This window comes from Chroococcidiopsis sp. SAG 2025 (assembly GCF_032860985.1).
Classification (GTDB): domain Bacteria; phylum Cyanobacteriota; class Cyanobacteriia; order Cyanobacteriales; family Chroococcidiopsidaceae; genus Chroococcidiopsis.
The window spans coordinates 2,409,191-2,427,921 of record NZ_JAOCNC010000001.1 but is presented as its reverse complement, the minus strand read 5'-3'; the positions used below and the strand labels follow the sequence as shown (position 1 = coordinate 2,427,921).

Here is an 18,731-nt window from a genome sequence, read left to right as displayed (position 1 = left end):
CCATCGGTCAATACCAAACTCTACAGTTATCAGAGACGTTACATGTAACGTCTCCACAAAAAAGTTGTCAGTTAGCGGTTTGATTACTTAAGTGGTGACTCCTGTAATTTCGGTGAAAGTTATATTCGTAATAGCTTTAAATTCCCTTCTATACGCGATCGAGATTATTAGTTGTCCCCAATTCAATTCACTTAAATTCGTTCCGGCGATTTTTGTTGAATATTTATTGTCAAAAGTTGCTGTAACTGAGTAATATAAATTGACAAAACTTCCGCACGAAAACTGTAATAACAGTATTGTCCTGCACGCCTTGTTTCGATCAAACCGACTTTAACTAACTCCTTAATGTGATGAGAAACTGTTGCTTGCGATACAGGAAACTGCTCGACTATTTCTCGGCAAGATAGCTCATCATGGGTAGCGATCGCTGTTAGAATTTCCAATCGTCGTGGCTCTGCTAGAGCTTTTGCCACTTGCTGAAATTGGGCTGCGTCCATTTGAAATATTTCCTAGTTACTCAACCAATCGACGCAACCTAATACATAGTTTTAATAACATAGTCTTAATCACTATGCCTGAATAACTATAGTTTCAATAACTCCTAGTTTTAATACCTATAGTTCCAGTAACATAGTTTCAGTAACTATGTATAAATAACCCTGTCTAAATAACTATGCCGTTTATATATTGATATACATCGATTAATCGCTCCTGTCAACCGCTAGCGCCCAGATTGAACGAACGATCGCGAATCTACACCTTTCTCAGATTTTTGCGACTTCAAACCTCCAATTTCTATTGCTATGACAGAATTTTTAGCTCCTGCTTCTCCTTATATAGATTAAATCAAAATTACCAATTCTGATTTCCGACTTAAGATAGATGTAGTTAACAAAATTAACATCAATTTGTCTTATCGGTTATCAGTTGTCGGTGAAGAAAGGGAGCAGGGAGTAGGGAGTAGGGAGTAGGGAGCAGGGGAAAGAGAGTAGAGGAGCAGGGGAGCAGCTCTTGAGCTGAGAAACAACAACTGTCAACCGTCAACCAACAACCAACAGCAAAAAAATAGTCTAATGGTAGATGTGGACTATTGGCTCAAATCTAAGGTTTGCTGCAATGAATTTTTTTCAGCTCCAGTCACCTCCAAACGCGACACGTCGATGGAGACGATTGTTGACTAAGTTGTTATTACTACTCGTCGTATTTTCGTACTGCTTGGGAATACCCTCTGCCCTAGCAGGAATCAACGACGACAATTATGAGGGGAACGTTTTTGTGTTGTATGGTGGAAATGCCTCACTAGTACCACCAAAAACAACGCTAGAAAAATCTATGGCAGCAAGCGATCGCGCCACGCTGCTAGTGTTGTACTTAGACGATTGCAGCGATTGTAAGCAGTATGCTTCAACAGTATCGCGGATGCAAGCCTTCTATGGTCGGGCAACAGATATCATTCCTGTCAATGTAGATACCATTTTACCGGAATTGACCTACAAGCCCACCGAACCTGGCTACTACTACAAGGGTGCAGTCCCGCAAGTTGTTATATTCAACAAAGCGGGTAAAGTCGTCCTGAATCAAACAGGACAAGTTCCTTACGAAAGAGTAGATGACACCCTGCGAGAAGTATTTGACTTATTACCCCGCACCGAATCACCTGAGTTGAAACGCCGCTCTTTCAATGAATTTAGTTCTGAAGTGACGGAATAGGAGTGAGGAGCGAGGAGTGAGGAGCGAGGAGTGAGGGAAAGAGAGTGGTGCGTGGTGCGTGATGAAAGGGTGTGGGGTGTGGGGGAGCCAGTGCGCTCTTGGAGGTGGCGCTATCGCGGACTTCGTCGCCCTCCGTTAAAGCAACTGGCGTTGTGGGGTGTGGTGCGTGGCTTAATTGTGACTTGTGACTTATGACTTGTGACTTGGAAGTAGCTCCCTCTGCTCCCTCTGCTCCCTCTGCTTCCTTGTCCCCCTTGTCCCCCTTGTCCTTCACCTCGCCCCTCACTCCTCACTCCTCACTCCTCAAAATGTATTGCAGATGCGCAGACAAAAGGACAATTTTTAGGCAAAATGATCCGCAATAGCCCCAACTAGTCACTGGTTTTACTAGCCGCTAGCCACTAGTTAATGACAAAAGCGTACACTACACAGGAGCTAATTGAGATTTTGGCAGCCGAACGCCAAGCCTGTCTCCAGGGACAAAGGCTCAACTTGGCGGCGCAACCTTCGGGTAATATTGCGATCGACAAGTATCTCAAACCCGAAGGCTTGCAAAAATTTACTGCCTATCAAGACTTTAAGGCAGCAGTACATCGTTACCAGATAGAACATGGCGTATCTGGCATTGTCTGGCGACAGATGACGGTTAAAGGTAAAACAATCGCATATCCTGAAGTTGATGCCCACTTGATCGCCGTACCTGAAGATTTAGAGATTTTGAAAGATTATAAGACGGCGATCGCCGAGTTTTGGCGAGAAGTCACGGCAGGAATGGATATTTACCTGAGTATCAATCACGGCAAAGGCTACCGACAGATTACGCCAGCTGATGTCGAAAGGATCGTGCATCGAACCCAATGGGCGACTCTGTGGAAATCAGAAAATATAAATTTTCTGGAAATTATTCTGCAACTGGGTTGGGGTCAACCCCAAGAAGCCGCCTACAAACGCGGCTGGCCCGATTCTGGTAGCGAGTACATTCATGCTGTGAATCCTGGGAATCGACCGATTTGTTAGGGGCGAGGAGTGAGGAGCGAGGAGCGAGGGAGAGGACAAGGGAGACAAGGGAGACAAGGGGGACAAGGAAGCAGAGGGAGCAGAGGGAGCAGAGAGCTTCTGAGCAGTGACCAGTTAACAATCCACTACACCCCACACCCCACACCCTTTCATCACGCACCACGCACCACTCTCTTTCCCTCACTCCTCACTCCTCGCTCCTCGCTCCTATTTTTGGCGATTAAACAAAGTCGAACTAGATTGATCCACGGGCATCATCAAAACTTCGCTGATATTAACGTGGGGCGATCGCGTGACGCAGAAGAAAATGACATCGGCTACGTCTTCCGGCGTGAGGGGTTTGAGTCCCTGATACACTTTATTTGCTTGTTCGGTATCGCCGTGAAATCGGACTTGGCTGAATTCCGTCTCTACCATCCCAGGATCGACGGATGTAACCCGCACGGGAGTCCCCAGTAAGTCTTGTTTTAAGCCTTCAGAAATTGCTTTGACAGCGGCTTTAGTAGCACAATACACATTGCCATTAGGATAAGTTTGATGTCCCGCAATCGAGCCGAGGTTGACAACATGTCCCCGTCCGCGACTTACCATTCCTGGGACGATCGCGCGGGTAAAGTAGAGTAACCCTTTAATATTGGTATCGATCATTTCTTCCCAATCTTGGTAACTGCTTTGATAGAGCTTGTCTAAACCGCGACTCAGACCAGCATTGTTAATTAAAACGTCGATCGCGGAGAATTCAGATGGCAACTGAGCTAAAGCCGATTCTATACTGGTGCGATCGCGCACATCCAACTGCATAGTATGTATATCGCTGGCAAATTCTTTATTGAGATCGTCTGCCAATTGTGCCAATCGTTCTTGACGACGGGCTACTAAGATTAACTTAGCACCAGCTTGGGCAAATATTTGCGCTGTCGCTTCACCAATGCCACTACTTGCACCCGTAATTAATACAATCTGATGTCGGACTGAAACCATACTCCTTTCTTAAAAGTCAAAAGTCAAAAGTTAAAAGTCAAAAGTCAAAAGTCAAAATTTCCCGACTCCCGACTTCGGTTATGGCTTCTGCGCCGCAGGTGGATTTTTGCCTACTACATTAAGGCGCTGAGTTACCAGTGTCATGCCATCGCCTCGGATGAGTACGGCAGAAACCCAGTAGCGATCGGGTTTGATGGGAGCGCGACCAATTTTAAATAATCCCCCTGATGAGAGTAACTCTAGATCTACCCGCGCCGGATTTGTGAAATTCTCTGGTCTAATTGGTTCTTCGATCGCCGCACCGAGGAGATAATCGTCGCCCAATGGTTCTCGCACGACTGCATCAAAGTTATATTGCTGCCCGGGTTTTACCTGCTGAGGTAGTTTGACCTCTACTGTCGGCGGTTTGTCACCAGTTTTAATTTGACTTTGCTCTGAAAGAATTTCCTGCTGTACGATTTGACCGTTCTCGTACCGCTGTTTGGATCTAATGGTGGCATCGAGTAGCGTATTACCAACTGCTTGCGGCTGCGTGCCAGTAATCTTAGTCACCGTCTCTGCAATAATTGCCTTGCCTTGAGGTTGCCACGATTGTAGTTGCGTCTGATACTTGAGCTGCGGGTAACTCTTCCACAAATTAGTTAAAGCTTGCGTCATGCTTTGGCGCGTTAAGCCATCGGAATGAGTGAAATTGGGACTATAAAACTTTAATACCTCATTAATGTTGCGTTGGTTGGCAGCCGCATCGATTTGCGCAATTATGTTTGTCAGTTCTGCGGGTGCGTTGAGCGGTACTGGTGGCTGAGGCTGAGGCGCATTAGTAGGGGTGGATGCTGGCGGGGTTTGTACTGGAGCTTGGGCAACGGTATGGTTGCTTGAGACTGTGACAGAGAGTGCTAGCAGTACTGGAACTAACAAGCAAGCAGACAGAGAATTCAAGATTTTACCCATTGGCGATCGCCTAAATATTTCCCGATTGAGCAAGTTAGCTGTCATGACAATTCGCAATTTGCAATTTGCAATTCGCACTTTATGACCAATGACCAAAAACAACATCATTTGCTCTATCTTAGGTTAACCTGTGTCTTGACTTGGTAGAAGGGAATGGGGGATGCACGGATGCGACTATTGATTGCAGCAAGTGGCACTGGCGGACATTTGTTTCCGGCGATCGCCACTGCGGAACAGTTACCAGATTATCAGATTGAGTGGTTGGGGGTTCCGAATCGATTAGAGACTCAATTAGTCCCATCCCAATATCGCTTGCATACTATCGATGTAGAAGGCATTCAGCAACGCTTGGGACTGGGCACGGTAAGAATTTTGACTAAACTTGCCCTTGCTATCTTTCAGGCGCGACAGCTACTAAAACAGGGGCAGTTTCAGGGGGTGTTAACGACGGGCGGATATATTGCGGCTCCAGCAGTTATTGCAGCGCGATCGCTTGGTTTACCCGTAATTTTGCACGAATCGAACGCTATTCCTGGTAAAGTGACTCGCTTTTTAAGTCGTTGGTGTAGTGTTGTTGCGATTGGGTTTGAACCAGCAGCAAAATACTTACCTGGAGTCAAAACCATCTTTACAGGTACGCCCGTGCGATCGCAGTTTCAAGTAGAGGCGCTGGATACTTTACCACCTTTAGATCTACCTATTCCTGATAACGTACCGTTGATTTTAATTGTCGGTGGCAGTCAGGGAGCGGTAGCTGTCAACAAGTTAGTACGTCAGTCTGCTGCGGCTTGGTTTGAGGCTGGAGCATGGGTGGTGCATCAGACGGGAAGTAACGATCCTGACGTGGAAAGTTTGAAACATCCGCAGTATATCGCGCTGCCTTTTTATGACAATATGGCGCGGCTGTTGCATCGGGCAAGTTTGGTGATTGCCAGAGCTGGAGCTGGTACGGTAACGGAATTAGCGATCGCCCGCAAACCAGCAGTTTTTATTCCTCTACCGACAGCAGCGGAAGATCATCAATATTACAACGCTCAAGTTTTAGGGGCAGCGGGAGCAGCTTTAGTTTTTCGCCAACCAGAATTAACACCGGAAATTTTAACCAAAGAAGTTTTAAGTTTGTTGCATTCACCCGAAGAGTTAGCTCAAATGGGAGAAAAAGCAGGTGCGATCGCAGTAGTTGATAGTGCTGAAAGATTGGCACAGTTAGTCCGCGAAATAGTACAGTAGGGGCGGGTTTACCAACTATCTCTGCTGCAATCTGAGATCTTCCTAAACCCGCCCTCCGATATTTTGTACAACGCGACCTTCGCCAAACAAAATTTGAGGATTATAAAACTATTGCCTCTTTCCAAGAATACATATTAATAGACCAAACTAAAATTAATCTCATGCAGTATGTGAAGACGGGAAAAAAGCGTTGGGAAATTCGAGAATATGACGTGGAGGATGAAGTCATTGCCCTACATTCTATTCTCTTTCAGATTTCTCTAGAAGATTTATATAATAAAGTTGATTTTGAAGCAGAGCAAGTAGAAGAAGCTAATCCCGATCGTTAATCCCTTCTATTTTGCATCCACTGACGAGAACCAAAAGACTGACAAGATTGAGCAGCAATTTTTGCCGCAGCTTCTAAAGATTCAGGAAAATTGCCCTGAAGAATGTAGTGACAAAAAGCACCATGAAAAATATCTCCTGCACCAAGAGTATCTACAGGTTTAATTTGAGGAGTTTCTAGAGATTTGGTTTTTCTTTCAGCTAAAAATTGAATGGGTTTTTCTCCTTGAGTAATTGCAATATTAGGAATTCCCATTTGGGAAAGATAAGAGAAGACTTCCTCAATATTGGAACAATTGGGGGGATAAAAGTTGGCAGAACAGATGGCATAGTCTGCAAAAGCTAGAACCTTTTCAAATCCAGGTTTCCAACTACCACCATCAACAACAACAGGAATGTTGTTGGCTTTAGCAAGTTGCGAGATCGCCTCACCTACTAACATTTGATGCCCATCGATTAAAACAATATCGATTCCCTGTAAAATATTTTCTGGAATAAATTCAGGGGTAACTTGGTTTTTGACAGCATTAATAGAAACTACTGCCCGTTCCCCCGTATCTTGAGAGACAATAATTGATGAGACAGGCGGCGGTGCAGTTTGGCTGGGTGCTAAATCTGCGATCGCCACTCCATAAGTTGCCAAATCTGCTTGAATTAGCTGGGTAATTGGGTGGTTTCCTACTGTTCCCAACAAAGTAGAGCGATCGCCCAAATAGCTAAATGTGACGGCAGCATTAGTAGCAGGACCCCCAGCTGCAACAATATAATCGGAGGCAACAATTTTCTGATTGTTAGTTGGTGGAGACGGAGCTAAATAGACAAAATCTAGAGTGACTAAACCAATAAATAGTCCATTCATAATCAGTTATCAGCGATCGTTATCAGGGTGTAGGATGTGGTGAGTTAATTGCGTGCGAATTGCTTCCTTGTCCCCTTGTCCCCCTTGTTTTCCTTGTCTTTCTCCCTCCTCACTCCTCACTCCTCGCTCCTTGTCTAGACGATCGCATCCCCCAAAAGGTTAGATTGGGTTCGTCAATGATTCTGGTGGTAAGTTCAGGATAAAGCGATCGCAGATATTCCAGTAGCAATTTACCATCGCCTCCTTTAAAACAAATCTGACTATCGGGAAATTTGTCCCACCAAGCCGTGATAAAGTCGCGAATGCTAGCAATTAGCGTGTAGATAACTCCACTTTGGATTGCTTCTGGAGTATTCATTGCCCAGCGTTTGGGTAAAGAAAGAATTTCTGAAGCTGCGATCGAAGGCAAATTAGCTGTTTTTTGCCCTAAGGACTGCAATTGTAAGCTTAATCCTGGTAATATCGCCCCACCAACCAAACAGCGATCGCCATCTGCACCTGTAAAAGTTAATGCTGTTCCTGCATCGATAACTAAGACGGGAAAACCGAAAGTTTCTCCAGCTCCCAACACAGCTAAAGCGCGATCGATCCCCAGAGTGGGATAAATTCTCAAAAGGGGTATTCTATCTAGCGAAATTGCGTGTGCTTCTGGGTATGCTTGCCACAGCACTGTCTGACTAGGAACGACAGAAGCAATGTAGATAGGTAAGAGGTAGGGGCGAGCTATGCGCCCAGAGATATTTGAGTCGATAGAAGACAGAATTTCTTGAGGAAGATCGGCAAAAGTCTTACACTGAGCTAGCTGTTGCTCAATCGACTCAGGAAGATGGGGAGTATCCCAAGTTATTTGGAGATTTTCACCTGCAAACCATCCCCAATGCAACCGAGAATTACCAATTTCCAAACCCAACCAAGTTTCCATCTCAGTTATCAGTTAATTCCGACTTATGACTTAGGACTTACTTTTAGCTTTTTTAACCCATTGATAATTTATTTAATAAAGCTTTACAAGAAAGACGTGAGAGAATGAAGATAAGGAAATAATACTTAAAAATTTTAGGGGAGAGGACTAATGGTAGTACTCGCCGATAGAAAGCAAAATCGCCTGACAATCCAGACAAGTGAAATTGCTGCCAATACTACAGCAATTCGATCGCTCGACTGGGATCGCGATCGCTTTGACATCGAATACGGTCTGCAAAACGGTACAACGTACAACTCATTCATCATTCAGGGCGAACGGACTGCCTTAGTTGATGCTTCCCATGAAAAATTTCGCCATCTATATTTAGATACCCTCAAAGGTCTAATTGACCTTTCACAGCTAGATTACATCATTATCAGCCACACCGAGCCAGACCATAGCGGTTTGGTTAAAGACGTGCTGCAACTCGCACCCAACGCCACGGTTGTCGGTTCCAAAGTTGCCTTGCAGTTTCTTGAGGACATGGTACACCAACCATTCCAACGCCAAATCGTCAAAAATGGCGATCGGCTCGATTTAGGTAACGGACACGAACTGGAATTTGTCAGCGCTCCCAATTTGCATTGGCCCGATACTATTTTTACCTACGATCGCGCCACCCAAATCCTCTACACCTGCGATGCTTTTGGCTTACATTACTGCGACGAGCGCCTGTTTGATGAAGATTTAAGCGCGATCGAAGCCGATTTTCAATACTACTACGAGTGCTTGATGGCTCCTAACGCTCGTTCCGTGATCTCTGCCATGAAGCGGATGGGTGAATTAGGAAAGATCGCGATCGTTGGTACTGGTCACGGTCCCTTACTCTCTCACAATGTCGCCGAACTCACCGGACGCTACCGCAAGTGGAGCCAAAATCAAGCTAAGACAGAAACCACCGTCGCCCTGTTTTACACTCCAGACTACGGCTACAGCGATCGCCTCGCTGCTTTTATCTCCCACGGGATAGATAAAACGGGTGTTGCTGTTGAGATGGTCGATATGCGGACAGCCGACCAGCAAGAAGTGCAAGAAATTGTCGGTCGCAGCGTCGGAGTTGTCATCGGAATGCCCCCCAGTAGCCTCAGCGATCCTGCCCACGATACTCTCAGTACGATCTTGGCAGCTGTCAAAGCCAAGCAAGTCTTCGGTCTATTTGAATCTGGGGGTGGCGACGACGAACCGATTTATCCACTGCAAAATAAGTTTCGTAACTTGGGCTTGACTCCAGCTTTTGGCATTATTCGGATTCAAGATACTCCTACAGAGAATACATACCAGCAGTGCGAAGAATCGGGAACGGACTTAGGACAATTACTTACCCGCGATCGCAGTATTAAACAGTTAAAAGCTTTCGCCGCCGACTTAGAAAAAGCCCTGGGAAGAATCAGCAGCGGACTTTACATCATCACTACCCAAAAAGGCGAACTCTCTGGGGCGATGTTAGCTTCCTGGGTTGCTCAGGCAAGCTTCCAGCCCTTGGGAGTCACAATAGCAGTGGCAAAAGACCGCGCGATTGAGTCTTTAATGCAAGTCGGCGATCGCTTCGTGTTAAATGTCCTCGAAGAAGGTAACTACCAAGTCCTGATGAAGCACTTTCTCAAGCGCTTCCCACCTGGTGCTGACCGCTTTGCCGGAGTCAAAACCCAAATGGCAACGAATGGTTCTCCTATCCTGACCGATGCCCTTGCCTATATGGAATGCGAAGTCGCTAGTCGCATGGAGTGCAACGACCACTGGATCGTCTACTGCACTGTCTATGCAGGTCGCGTCTCCAAACCCGAATCTATCACCGCCGTCCACCACCGGAAGTTAGGTAACTCTTATTAGGATTGAGATTACCGTTGTATTAATTTCAAGGTAGGAGAATGTCAGAGGCTGAGGGAAAGCTAGAACAAATATCTGCTCAATTGCAACCTGCTTCTGACACTCCTGCTAACAAAACTACCGCCCTTTTACAAGTAGAAGAACGCATAGCTAAAGCCAATTCTCCTCAAGAAGCTTTGGTTTGGACTCAAATCAGGGGAGAACTCATCAAGCAAAATGAAATTATTAAGGAAGGTAAACAGAAGCGATTAATACAGAACGTACAAATATGGCGACGAATAAGTGTTTCTGTTGCTGCTCTTACAATAGGTTTAGTATTTTTTAGTATTGGCTCGACTAAAGCAGGGCTACTAGTAATAGGAGTATTTCTCTACCAACTTGTACCAGACTTGGCAAAAGAAGCATTTTTAGGTAGAGGTAAAGGAGATGATTCGTAAACCCGCACAAACTGAAGGGTTTCGTAGCATAATTGCAGGATTAATTCTTGCCTCAGTGACAGCTTATCTGCTGATTGTAGTTGGAAAAAATGAGACAATATCTGGGACAGACCAAGTGCTAACAATCATCTCAGGTATGACTACAGTTGCTGCATTATCTGCTTTCGAGCGGTTTATAGAAAGAAATCAAAAAACGAGTTCGCCTGTAGATGATATATTGTTTGACGAAGTTCTGATTAGCAAAGGTTTTGTAGAAATAGCAACGAGTGAATCGAGGAGCGATCGACAAAAAGATGAAGTTTCAGTTCCTCAACCTTTACCTTGGGATTTAAGCTTAAATCAGCTAGTTGGTGTAGATAATTCATTAGCCTTAGCACAATTAAGGATAGAAATAGAAAGGCAACTCAGACGAATCGCCTACGAGCATAAGATAGATATTTCTATACGTCCGATAGGTATTGTGGGTTTAGCACAAGAACTCGTTTATAGGGAGCATATACCTGCTGCTTGGTTAGGAGTACTGAAGGAAATTAACACAGTTTGTAGCAGAGCAATACACGAACTAGAAATATCTGACGAACAAGCTAATTCAGTTCTTAGAGTAGGCGGTCAAATGTTGGAGCAACTGCGTTTAGTCATATTGAAATAGTCAAACACGTAGAATTATGTCAGAAATTAAACCTCGCGACGTTCAAGTGTTACCCATCGGCATCGATACAACTATAGTGCGATCGCGCAGTTGGGCGCGGCTACGCTTTGAAATTGAATACGCCCTTGCCAAGGGTACAACGGCAAATTCCTATTTCATTCAAGGCAATAAAACTGCTTTAATCGACCCTCCCGGCGAAACTTTTAGCCAAATCTATCTCGAAGCTCTACAACACCGCTTCGACCTCAAAAGCTTAGATTACGTTATTCTAGGACACGTCAACCCCAATCGTGCCGCTACTCTCAAAGCCTTACTAGAACTTGCCCCCCAAGTTACTTTTATCTGTTCTAATCCTGGGGCAAAAAATTTACGCACCATCTTAGAAGATCGAGAATTATCAATTTTAGTCATGCGGGGTGAAGAAACCTTAGATTTAGGTGGAGGGCATCTTTTACAATTTATCCCCACTCCCAATCCTCGCTACCCCGACCACCTTTGTACCTACGATCCGCAAACCGAAATTCTCTACACCGATAAACTTTTTGGCGCACATCTGTGCGGCGAACAAGTATTTGATGAAGGTTGGGAAATTTTCAACGAAGACCGTCGCTATTATTTCGATTGTGTCATGGCTCCCCATGCACGACAAGTAGAAACAGCGCTAGAAAAACTTTCCGAACTGCCTGTGAGAATGTATGGTGTGGGTCACGGTCCCATCGTTCGCTATGGGCTGATCGAACTAACCCAAGCATATCGTCAGTGGAGCAAACAGCAAACCTCTCAGGATCTAACCGTAGCCTTGCTCTATGCCTCGGCTTATGGTAGTACTGCAACACTAGCACAGGCGATCGCCCGTGGAATTACTAAAGCTGGAGTCGCAGTAGAATCGATCAACTGCGAATTTGCCGAACCTGACGAGATCCGCACAGCTGTAGAAAAAGCTGCTGGGATTGTCATCGGTTCTCCCACCCTTGGCGGACACGCACCAACTCCAATTCAAACTGCTTTGGGTATCATTCTCTCTACCTCTAGCAGTAACAGAATGGCTGGAGTTTTTGGTTCCTTTGGTTGGAGTGGAGAGGCAATAGATTTAATCGAAGGCAAACTGAAAGATGCTGGTTACCGATTTGCATTTGAACCAATCCGCGTCAAATTCAAACCTACTGATGTCACTTTGCAACTATGTGAAGAAACAGGCACGGATTTTGCCCATAGTATCAAACGGGCGAAAAAAGTCAGAATCGCACGTCAACCAGCTAGCAATGTGGAACAAGCTGTAGGACGAATTGTCGGTTCTCTATGCGTCGTCACCACTAAAAAGCACGAAGAAATTTCCAGTGCGATGCTAGCTTCTTGGGTATCTCAAGCCACATTCAACCCGCCTGGTCTGACGATTGCTGTTGCTAAAGACCGTGCAATTGAATCGATGCTGCATAGCGGCGATAAATTGGTTTTAAATGTCTTGGCAGAAGGAAGACAATTACGCAAGCACTTTATGAAATCCTTTGCCCCAGGCGAGGATAGATTTGCCAATGTTGCTACGGAAACATCGGAAAATGGCTGTCCCCTTCTCACTGATGCTTTGGCATATCTCGAATGTACGGTTAATAATCGGATGGAAGCTGGCGATCACTGGATTGTCTACGCGATCGCCGATAACGGAAAAGTCTTTAACCCCGATGGTATCACTGCCGTCCATCACCGTAAATCAGGGAATTACTATTAAAAATGTAGAGACGTTACATGTAACGTCTCTACAAATCTAATTACTGCAATTTCTTCGCAGGTTGATAATAAACAACTCCGCCTGTATCGGAAACGAAATAGCAGGATTTATAGGATTGCCACAAAGCCTGCAATATAGAAACCTGAGACTTGCGATAGTAGTCTCCCAAGATTGGTTTAATTGCTTCCGTAGCGGTACGCAAGTGGTAGTGTGGCATATTCAGAAAGATGTGATGTGCCACATGAGTGCCAATATCGTGATGAATGGGGTTAATCCAGCCGTAATCGCGATCGATTGTTGATAAAGCCCCTCTTAAGAAATACCATTCCTCACCCCGATACCAGGGAATATCCGGTTCTGTGTGATGTAAGAATGTCACCAAGTCCAACCGCATCACAAAAATGACGTATGGTACTAGGTAATATTTCAGCAAAAATATCCAGCCATAAAGGTAAGTTAGCCCTCCCAAGAAAGCTATCATCAATCCGCAGCAGATCGTACTCGTAATCACATCCCACTTTTCGGAAGGACGAAAAAGATTGCTGTTGGGTAAGAAATGCGAACCCTGCTTTCCAGGCGATCGCTTAAATAAATAGAGTGGATACAAAAACAAAATTAGTTGAAAGCGTAGTAGTTTTTCATACCAAGCCATCTGTCGATATGTGGTTTCCGTCACTGGATACCAGCTTTCATCTGTATCGATATTGCCAGTGTTATTATGATGGGTTCTGTGACTGATCCGCCAACCGTGGAAAGGGACGAGAATTGGCGTGTGTGCCAAATGCCCGACTAAGTTATTCAACCACTTATACTTAGAAAACGAGCGATGTCCGCAATCATGTCCAACCACAAATAAAGCCCAAAACATGGTTCCTTGCATCACCCAAAAAATGGGAAAGAACCACCAGGAGTCAATCGCACCAGCCACTACGTAGAGAAGGCTGATAATACCGATATCTAAGAAAAAGTAGGCAAGCGATCGCCAAGTAGATGGTTGAAAGCATTCAGGAGGGATTGCAGCTTTCAGTTCTGCCAGCGTGAAGGGAAGGCTTGCCCGATCTTGGCTAGTTTCCTTGCTGCCCAGATTTTCTACACTACTAACAAGCTCGAATGGCACAGAGTTTTTTAGTTTTAAACAGCGAACATTTATTGTAATGCCAAAATGTAACGAAATTTGAATAAATCTCTGCTAATAACGAATTTTTATCGAGAATAACAATCTGATTTTATTGTCAATTCGATCTAGATAATGCATAAAAGTGCAAGAGCGCACATCTGCGCGCCCCTACACTGTAATTTTGCCGATAAAAACGTTATTCTACCCGTTTTTCCAAATATTGACCGATCATCTGTTGCTCCCCTGCACGGGAAATAATTGTCTGGCGCGTGCGATACTTATCGCCAATCAGTTTTAACTGTTCCTCAAAGACTGAGCCGTTATACTCAGTCCGCAGACACATAGTTTCCGGTTCTAAAAAATAATATTCAGCTGTTACAGGCTTAGTTGTGGCAAAACCGCGATCGCGATACAAAGTAGAACCTGCAACCCCGAACATTGTTGCACCTTTTGACTGCTTCTTCTGTGACACCGAATCCCGGCTTTCCCAACTTACTTCCGCACCACAAGTTAAGATATCTGGATCGCTCAATTGATGTAACTGCGCTAATTTTCTTAACTCATCGCATCCCGACTCTAAAAACCTGATGGTAATGTAGCTGACCATTTCCTTAGTTTCACCATCAGGTAACGTGTAGTATCGTCGCTGCGATCGCCATTCACCCGCCGACTTGCGAAAGAACTCAGCAACTTTCTGGGATGCCGATGCTTCATCAACTTGAGCCAATTTTAATTGTGATGTCACGGTTAGCAAGTCCTCACATACTATGTATTTACCTTGTGCATCTTATCCCCTTTACTTTGGGATGTTCCAGAAAGCAAGAGCTTGTTAATATTTTTAACGATTGACTCTATATTAAGTCAAGATGCTTAAATTTGACATCTAGTAGATGAATTAACTCTCCAGAGTGACTTCGCACCAGAGCTTACCAAGAAGGCGGATAGGTGATTGTAATTGTTGACACATTTAGAGGACAAGTCGCAAGTCAACCCTACACCCTACACCCTTTCTTCACTGGTCACTGGTCAGGAGTCACTGATAACTGACACCCCCTAGACCGAACGATGAACATTGAGCTATGATTAACGATTGTGAGTTTTTTAAAGATGATGAACGCGCAAGAAATTATCCGCTCGATTGAAGCGGAGCAGTTGAAGTCGAATTTACCTGAGATCTATATCGGTGACACGGTAAAAGTCGGGGTAATTATTCAAGAAGGTGGCAAAGAACGTACTCAGCCTTATGAAGGCGTAGTTATTGCCATGCGTAACAGCGGCATTAACAAAACGATCACCGTGCGCCGCGTATTTCAGGGTGTAGGTGTAGAGCGAGTCTTTCTACTGCATTCGCCTCGAATTGATAGCGTTAAAGTTATGCGACGCGGTAAGGTACGACGTGCTAAGCTGTACTACCTACGCGATCGCGTAGGGAAGGCAACTCGGATCAAGCAACGGTTCGATCGCGCCCTGTAATTGCAATTGGGTAACTGTTGTAAGTCACACAAGAAAAATTACCCAATAGCAATCGCGAAGATCGCGCTTCAGGTCGCCAAATTGCGTTAGACTAGAATCCAGCCAAATTTGTGCGCTCTTAGTTCAGTTGGTAGAACGTCGGTCTCCAAAACCGGATGTCGGGGGTTCAAGTCCTCCAGGGCGCGCTCTCAATCACGCAAATCCCTTACCCAAAAGCGCGATCGAATGCTAGCTATCGGCAGCAAAAGTAGAAGCTTTTGGGTAAAATTAGTTGGTGACGACCCAGATCTTAAATATCTAATAAGTTAGATCGGCTGGACTCGAACGAACTGCTCAGTCTGAACAAAACAGTCAAGCAGTGAGGGTTAAACCGCGATCGCTTCTATTATCAATTGAGGTGTAAAGCAACCGTGAGCAAGAAAAACGAAGCCGAGATCCAACAAAGCAGTGGATTTAGCGTCACCGACTTTTTAAAGGGAACTAAAGAGGAACTTGATAAAGTAGTTTGGCCCAGTCGCCAACAGCTAATCAGCGAATCTTTAGCCGTACTATCAATGGTGGCACTTTCTGCCACAATGATTTACCTCATTGATGCGTTGTTTGCTTGGGCAGCAAGAAAGGTATTCTGATGACTTTTGCAACAGACGAGCCAGGTGACTCTCGCCGCGAAGAAGAGGCAAAACCAGCGATCGCTGACACAGCAGATCGCAAGCCGCGTTGGTATGCCGTACAAGTCGCCTCTGGCTGTGAAAAGCGCGTGAAAGCAGACTTAGAGCGGCGGGCGCAGACATTCGACGTATCCGAGCGCATTTTTCAAGTGGAAATTCCGCAAAGTAAAGCCTTCAAAATCCGTAAAGATGGCAGTAGACAAGAAACGGATGAAAAAGTGTTTCCTGGTTACGTGCTTGTCAAAATGGCAATGGACGATGAAACGTGGCAGGTGGTGAAAAATACCTCTCACGTCATTAACTTTGTGGGAGCCGAACAAAAGCGTGGTAGCGGTCGCGGTCGCGGTCACGTTAAACCCCTACCCCTCAGTCCCCCAGAAGTAGAAAGAATCTTTAAGCAAGCTCAGGAACAGGAGCCAGTGGTCAAAATCAATTTGGCGGCTGGAGATCGAATTATCGTGTTAACTGGTCCGTTTAAAGACTTTGAAGGCGAAGTGGTGGAAGTCAGTCCAGAACGGAGTAAGCTAAAAGCTTTACTCTCAATTTTCGGACGGGACACGCCCGTAGAATTGGAGTTCAATCAGGTTCAGAAACAAGGCTAGAACAGAGAAATGGCAAAGAAAGTAGTTGCGGTCATTAAGCTGGCATTGAATGCTGGTAAAGCTAACCCAGCACCGCCAGTCGGACCAGCGCTAGGTCAGCATGGCGTGAATATTATGATGTTCTGCAAAGAATACAACGCCAGAACCGCCGACCAAGCAGGAATGGTCATTCCCGTAGAAATTTCGGTGTTTGAAGACAGAAGTTTTACATTTGTCCTCAAAACTCCCCCTGCTTCCGTATTGATTCGTAAAGCAGCAGGGATCGAGCGCGGTTCCAACGAGCCAAATAAAAAGCGAGTTGGTTCGATTTCAACAGCTCAGTTGCGGGAAATCGCCCAAACGAAGCTACCCGACCTTAACGCTAATGATATCGATGCTGCGATGAAAATTGTGGCAGGAACGGCGAAAAACATGGGCGTAAACGTCACCGAGTAGGGGCGAGGAGCGAGGAGTGAGGGGTGAGAGGCTTTTGAAGCATCCTCAATCCAAAATCTAAAATCTAAAATCCAAAATTATATCGGGGGAGAGGCAGGAAGCTTCGTAGTGACCCCAGGAGAGAAAAATGGCAAAAAAAGTATCGAGAAGATTGCGATCGCTCCAAGAGAAAGTAGAAGATCGGGCTTATGCGCCGATTGAAGCGTTGCAATTATTAAAAGAAACCGCTACAGCTAAGTTTCCCGAAGCCGCAGAAGCACACATACGGTTGGGAATCGATCCGAAATATACAGACCAACAGCTCAGAACGACAGTCGTACTACCTAAAGGTACGGGTCAAGAAGTCCGCGTTGCCGTGATTGCTAGAGGTGAAAAGGTCACAGAAGCGAGTAATTCTGGCGCAGATATCGTTGGCTCTGAGGAATTAATTACCGAAATTCAAAACGGTAGAATGGACTTTGACAAACTCATCGCTACACCTGATGTTATGCCCCAAGTGGCAAGATTGGGTAAGTTGTTGGGTCCACGCGGTTTGATGCCATCGCCCAAAGGGGGAACGGTAACATTCGATCTAGCCAGCGCGATCGCGGAGTTCAAAGCTGGTAAACTAGAATTTCGTGCCGATCGCACGGGAATCGTTCACGTTATGTTTGGGAAAGCAGCTTTCCCCGCCGAAGATTTGTTAGTCAATTTGAAGGCGCTACAAGAAACTATCGATCGTAACCGTCCCTCTGGTGCAAAAGGTCGTTACTGGCGTACTATTTTTGTTTCCGCGACTATGGGACCTGCAATTGAAGTTGAAATCAGCGGCTTACGAGATCTCAAGATGACAGAAGCAGCGTAACGAAGTTAGAAGTCAAAAGTCAGAAGTTGTAGGGGCGGGTTTTTAGAAAAAAACTGTTCTAAAGCAATAATTCTACGGTTAAACCCGCCCGTACAAAAGTCAGAAGTCAAAAATGACAAATGACAAATAACAATTTATAGCCGAAGACAGCAGGGGCTAATTAGCTTAATATCCTGCCGAGGTTTGTACAAAAATGTTTTTGATGACACTAGTTATAGTGAAGTCAAAATAACATGACGTACACCGTGTCACCTCGGCTCTTGAGTCGAGGTTTTGTTTTGGGTGGGGTAGGGTAGGAGACACGGATTTCATGTGAATTGGTCGATCGCATTCCAAGCTATGAGGTGAAATGAATGGGTAGAACTATAGAAAACAAACAAGAGATCGTGGCGGATCTCAAAGCTACTTTGAGTGAGTCCCAACTCGCTCTTGTAATTAACTATCAAGGGTTATCAGTGGCTGAAATTACAGATTTACGGCGGCGATTGCGCCCAACCGGAACAGTCTGTAAAGTAACCAAAAACACGCTGATGGGCATCGCGATTAGCGGTCAGGATAACTGGCTAGCTATGGAAGAATTGCTCCAAGGTTCTTCAGCATTTTTGCTGGTAAAAGAAGATATCAGCGGTGCAATCAAGGCTTACCAGGACTTCCAAAAAGCCAGCAAGAAAACTGAATTGCGCGGTGGCGTAATGGAAGGTCGTCTGCTGAAAGAAGCAGATGTTAAGGCACTGGGAGACTTGCCATCTAAAGAGCAGCTTATGGCTCAAATTGCTGGAGCTATCAATGCATTGGCAACCAAAGTTGCTGTGGGGATCAACGAAGTTCCATCTTCGCTGGCGCGTGGTATTCAGGCGTATGCCAATAAAGATGGCTCGGCTGCGACCGAAACAGATGCTGCTGCTTAATTAGTA

22 protein-coding genes, 1 tRNA gene and 1 other annotated feature are annotated in these 18,731 nt (G+C 45.2%); of the genes, 15 read left to right on the top strand and 8 right to left on the bottom strand.

The annotated features are described in order from the left end of the window. Positions 1-191: 191 nt before the first annotated feature. On the bottom strand, positions 192-497 hold the full coding sequence (locus tag N4J56_RS11765) for an ArsR/SmtB family transcription factor (protein WP_015154790.1): 306 nt from the start codon (positions 495-497) through the stop codon (positions 192-194). Between the two features lie 619 nt (positions 498-1,116). Between N4J56_RS11765 and N4J56_RS11760 the strand changes: the two genes are divergently transcribed. After that, positions 1,117-1,710 (top strand): thylakoid membrane photosystem I accumulation factor, encoded by a 594-nt coding sequence (locus tag N4J56_RS11760; protein WP_317106616.1) that lies wholly within the window; start codon positions 1,117-1,119, stop codon positions 1,708-1,710. Here the strand turns inward: N4J56_RS11760 and N4J56_RS11755 are convergent. Continuing rightward, entirely contained in the window at positions 1,688-1,996 is a 309-nt protein-coding gene (locus N4J56_RS11755) for a hypothetical protein (protein WP_317106615.1), read from the bottom strand. The genes N4J56_RS11760 and N4J56_RS11755 overlap by 23 nt on opposite strands. 122 nt (positions 1,997-2,118) lie before the next feature. Here N4J56_RS11755 and N4J56_RS11750 point away from each other — a divergent pair, with 122 nt between their 5' ends. After that, entirely contained in the window at positions 2,119-2,727 is a 609-nt protein-coding gene (locus N4J56_RS11750; protein ID WP_106547559.1) for a hypothetical protein, read from the top strand. A gap of 207 nt (positions 2,728-2,934) precedes the next feature. Here N4J56_RS11750 and N4J56_RS11745 read toward each other — a convergent pair whose 3' ends face one another. Continuing rightward, positions 2,935-3,708 carry an SDR family oxidoreductase gene (locus N4J56_RS11745; RefSeq protein ID WP_317106614.1) on the bottom strand — a complete coding sequence of 258 codons (774 nt, stop codon included), beginning with the start codon at positions 3,706-3,708 and terminating at the stop codon, positions 2,935-2,937. Positions 3,709-3,786: 78 nt separating this feature from the next. Further along, positions 3,787-4,704, bottom strand: coding sequence for a nuclear transport factor 2 family protein (locus N4J56_RS11740; RefSeq protein WP_317106613.1), 918 nt, complete (start codon positions 4,702-4,704; stop codon positions 3,787-3,789). A 108-nt stretch (positions 4,705-4,812) separates the two neighbouring features. Between N4J56_RS11740 and murG the strand changes: the two genes are divergently transcribed. Together murG and N4J56_RS11730 are read left to right on the top strand one after the other, a co-directional pair. Then, positions 4,813-5,889, top strand: a complete 1,077-nt coding sequence (murG, locus tag N4J56_RS11735; RefSeq protein WP_410500320.1) for an undecaprenyldiphospho-muramoylpentapeptide beta-N-acetylglucosaminyltransferase — start codon at positions 4,813-4,815, stop codon at positions 5,887-5,889. Positions 5,890-6,050: 161 nt separating this feature from the next. Continuing rightward, positions 6,051-6,218, top strand: a complete 168-nt coding sequence (locus N4J56_RS11730; RefSeq protein ID WP_317106611.1) for a hypothetical protein — start codon at positions 6,051-6,053, stop codon at positions 6,216-6,218. On the opposite strand, the gene N4J56_RS11725 is transcribed toward N4J56_RS11730, so the two are convergent. Continuing rightward, the gene (locus tag N4J56_RS11725; protein ID WP_317106610.1) at positions 6,215-7,075 is read right to left on the bottom strand and encodes a sugar kinase; all 861 of its coding nucleotides are present in this window, start codon (positions 7,073-7,075) and stop codon (positions 6,215-6,217) included. The genes N4J56_RS11730 and N4J56_RS11725 overlap by 4 nt on opposite strands. Before the next feature lie 109 nt (positions 7,076-7,184). Continuing rightward, positions 7,185-7,997 (bottom strand): pantothenate kinase, encoded by an 813-nt coding sequence (locus tag N4J56_RS11720; RefSeq protein WP_317106609.1) that lies wholly within the window; start codon positions 7,995-7,997, stop codon positions 7,185-7,187. Between the two features lie 150 nt (positions 7,998-8,147). Here N4J56_RS11720 and N4J56_RS11715 point away from each other — a divergent pair, with 150 nt between their 5' ends. From N4J56_RS11715 to N4J56_RS11700, 4 genes are read left to right on the top strand one after another with little or no spacing between them, the layout of a single operon-like run. Further along, positions 8,148-9,869, top strand: a complete 1,722-nt coding sequence (locus tag N4J56_RS11715; protein ID WP_317106608.1) for a diflavin flavoprotein — start codon at positions 8,148-8,150, stop codon at positions 9,867-9,869. A 38-nt stretch (positions 9,870-9,907) separates the two neighbouring features. After that, on the top strand, positions 9,908-10,303 hold the full coding sequence (locus N4J56_RS11710; RefSeq protein ID WP_317106607.1) for a hypothetical protein: 396 nt from the start codon (positions 9,908-9,910) through the stop codon (positions 10,301-10,303). Then, entirely contained in the window at positions 10,293-10,952 is a 660-nt protein-coding gene (locus N4J56_RS11705) for a hypothetical protein (RefSeq protein WP_317106606.1), read from the top strand. Before N4J56_RS11710 ends, N4J56_RS11705 begins: the two co-directional genes overlap by 11 nt. Positions 10,953-10,968: 16 nt before the next feature. After that, positions 10,969-12,678: a diflavin flavoprotein gene (locus N4J56_RS11700; protein WP_317106605.1), complete on the top strand. Its 1,710-nt coding sequence runs from the start codon at positions 10,969-10,971 to the stop codon at positions 12,676-12,678. 40 nt (positions 12,679-12,718) lie between these two features. On the opposite strand, the gene N4J56_RS11695 is transcribed toward N4J56_RS11700, so the two are convergent. After that, positions 12,719-13,762, bottom strand: coding sequence for a fatty acid desaturase (locus N4J56_RS11695; RefSeq protein WP_410500480.1), 1,044 nt, complete (start codon positions 13,760-13,762; stop codon positions 12,719-12,721). Between the two features lie 229 nt (positions 13,763-13,991). Continuing rightward, a complete protein-coding gene (locus N4J56_RS11690; protein ID WP_317106603.1) occupies positions 13,992-14,540 on the bottom strand; it encodes a phycobiliprotein lyase in 549 nt (182 codons plus the stop codon). Between the two features lie 365 nt (positions 14,541-14,905). On the opposite strand from N4J56_RS11690, the gene rplS reads away from it, so the two are divergent. From rplS to rplJ, 7 genes are all read left to right on the top strand, one after another. Further along, positions 14,906-15,268, top strand: a complete 363-nt coding sequence (rplS, locus tag N4J56_RS11685) for a 50S ribosomal protein L19 (protein WP_039716820.1) — start codon at positions 14,906-14,908, stop codon at positions 15,266-15,268. A gap of 112 nt (positions 15,269-15,380) precedes the next feature. Further along, positions 15,381-15,453, top strand: a tRNA-Trp gene (locus tag N4J56_RS11680). Positions 15,454-15,678: 225 nt separating this feature from the next. After that, complete coding sequence (gene secE, locus N4J56_RS11675; RefSeq protein WP_015154772.1) at positions 15,679-15,897, top strand: preprotein translocase subunit SecE; 219 nt, start codon at positions 15,679-15,681, stop codon at positions 15,895-15,897. Beyond that, positions 15,897-16,538 carry a transcription termination/antitermination protein NusG gene (nusG, locus tag N4J56_RS11670; RefSeq protein WP_015154771.1) on the top strand — a complete coding sequence of 214 codons (642 nt, stop codon included), beginning with the start codon at positions 15,897-15,899 and terminating at the stop codon, positions 16,536-16,538. The genes secE and nusG overlap by 1 nt, the downstream gene beginning before the upstream one ends. A gap of 9 nt (positions 16,539-16,547) precedes the next feature. Next, a complete protein-coding gene (rplK, locus tag N4J56_RS11665) occupies positions 16,548-16,973 on the top strand; it encodes a 50S ribosomal protein L11 (RefSeq protein ID WP_015154770.1) in 426 nt (141 codons plus the stop codon). Positions 16,974-17,100: 127 nt separating this feature from the next. Beyond that, complete coding sequence (rplA, locus tag N4J56_RS11660) at positions 17,101-17,817, top strand: 50S ribosomal protein L1 (protein ID WP_317106602.1); 717 nt, start codon at positions 17,101-17,103, stop codon at positions 17,815-17,817. Between the two features lie 122 nt (positions 17,818-17,939). Further along, positions 17,940-18,103, top strand: a sequence feature (ribosomal protein L10 leader region). A 67-nt stretch (positions 18,104-18,170) separates the two neighbouring features. Next, on the top strand, positions 18,171-18,725 hold the full coding sequence (gene rplJ, locus N4J56_RS11655) for a 50S ribosomal protein L10 (protein WP_317106601.1): 555 nt from the start codon (positions 18,171-18,173) through the stop codon (positions 18,723-18,725). Positions 18,726-18,731 lie beyond the last annotated feature (6 nt).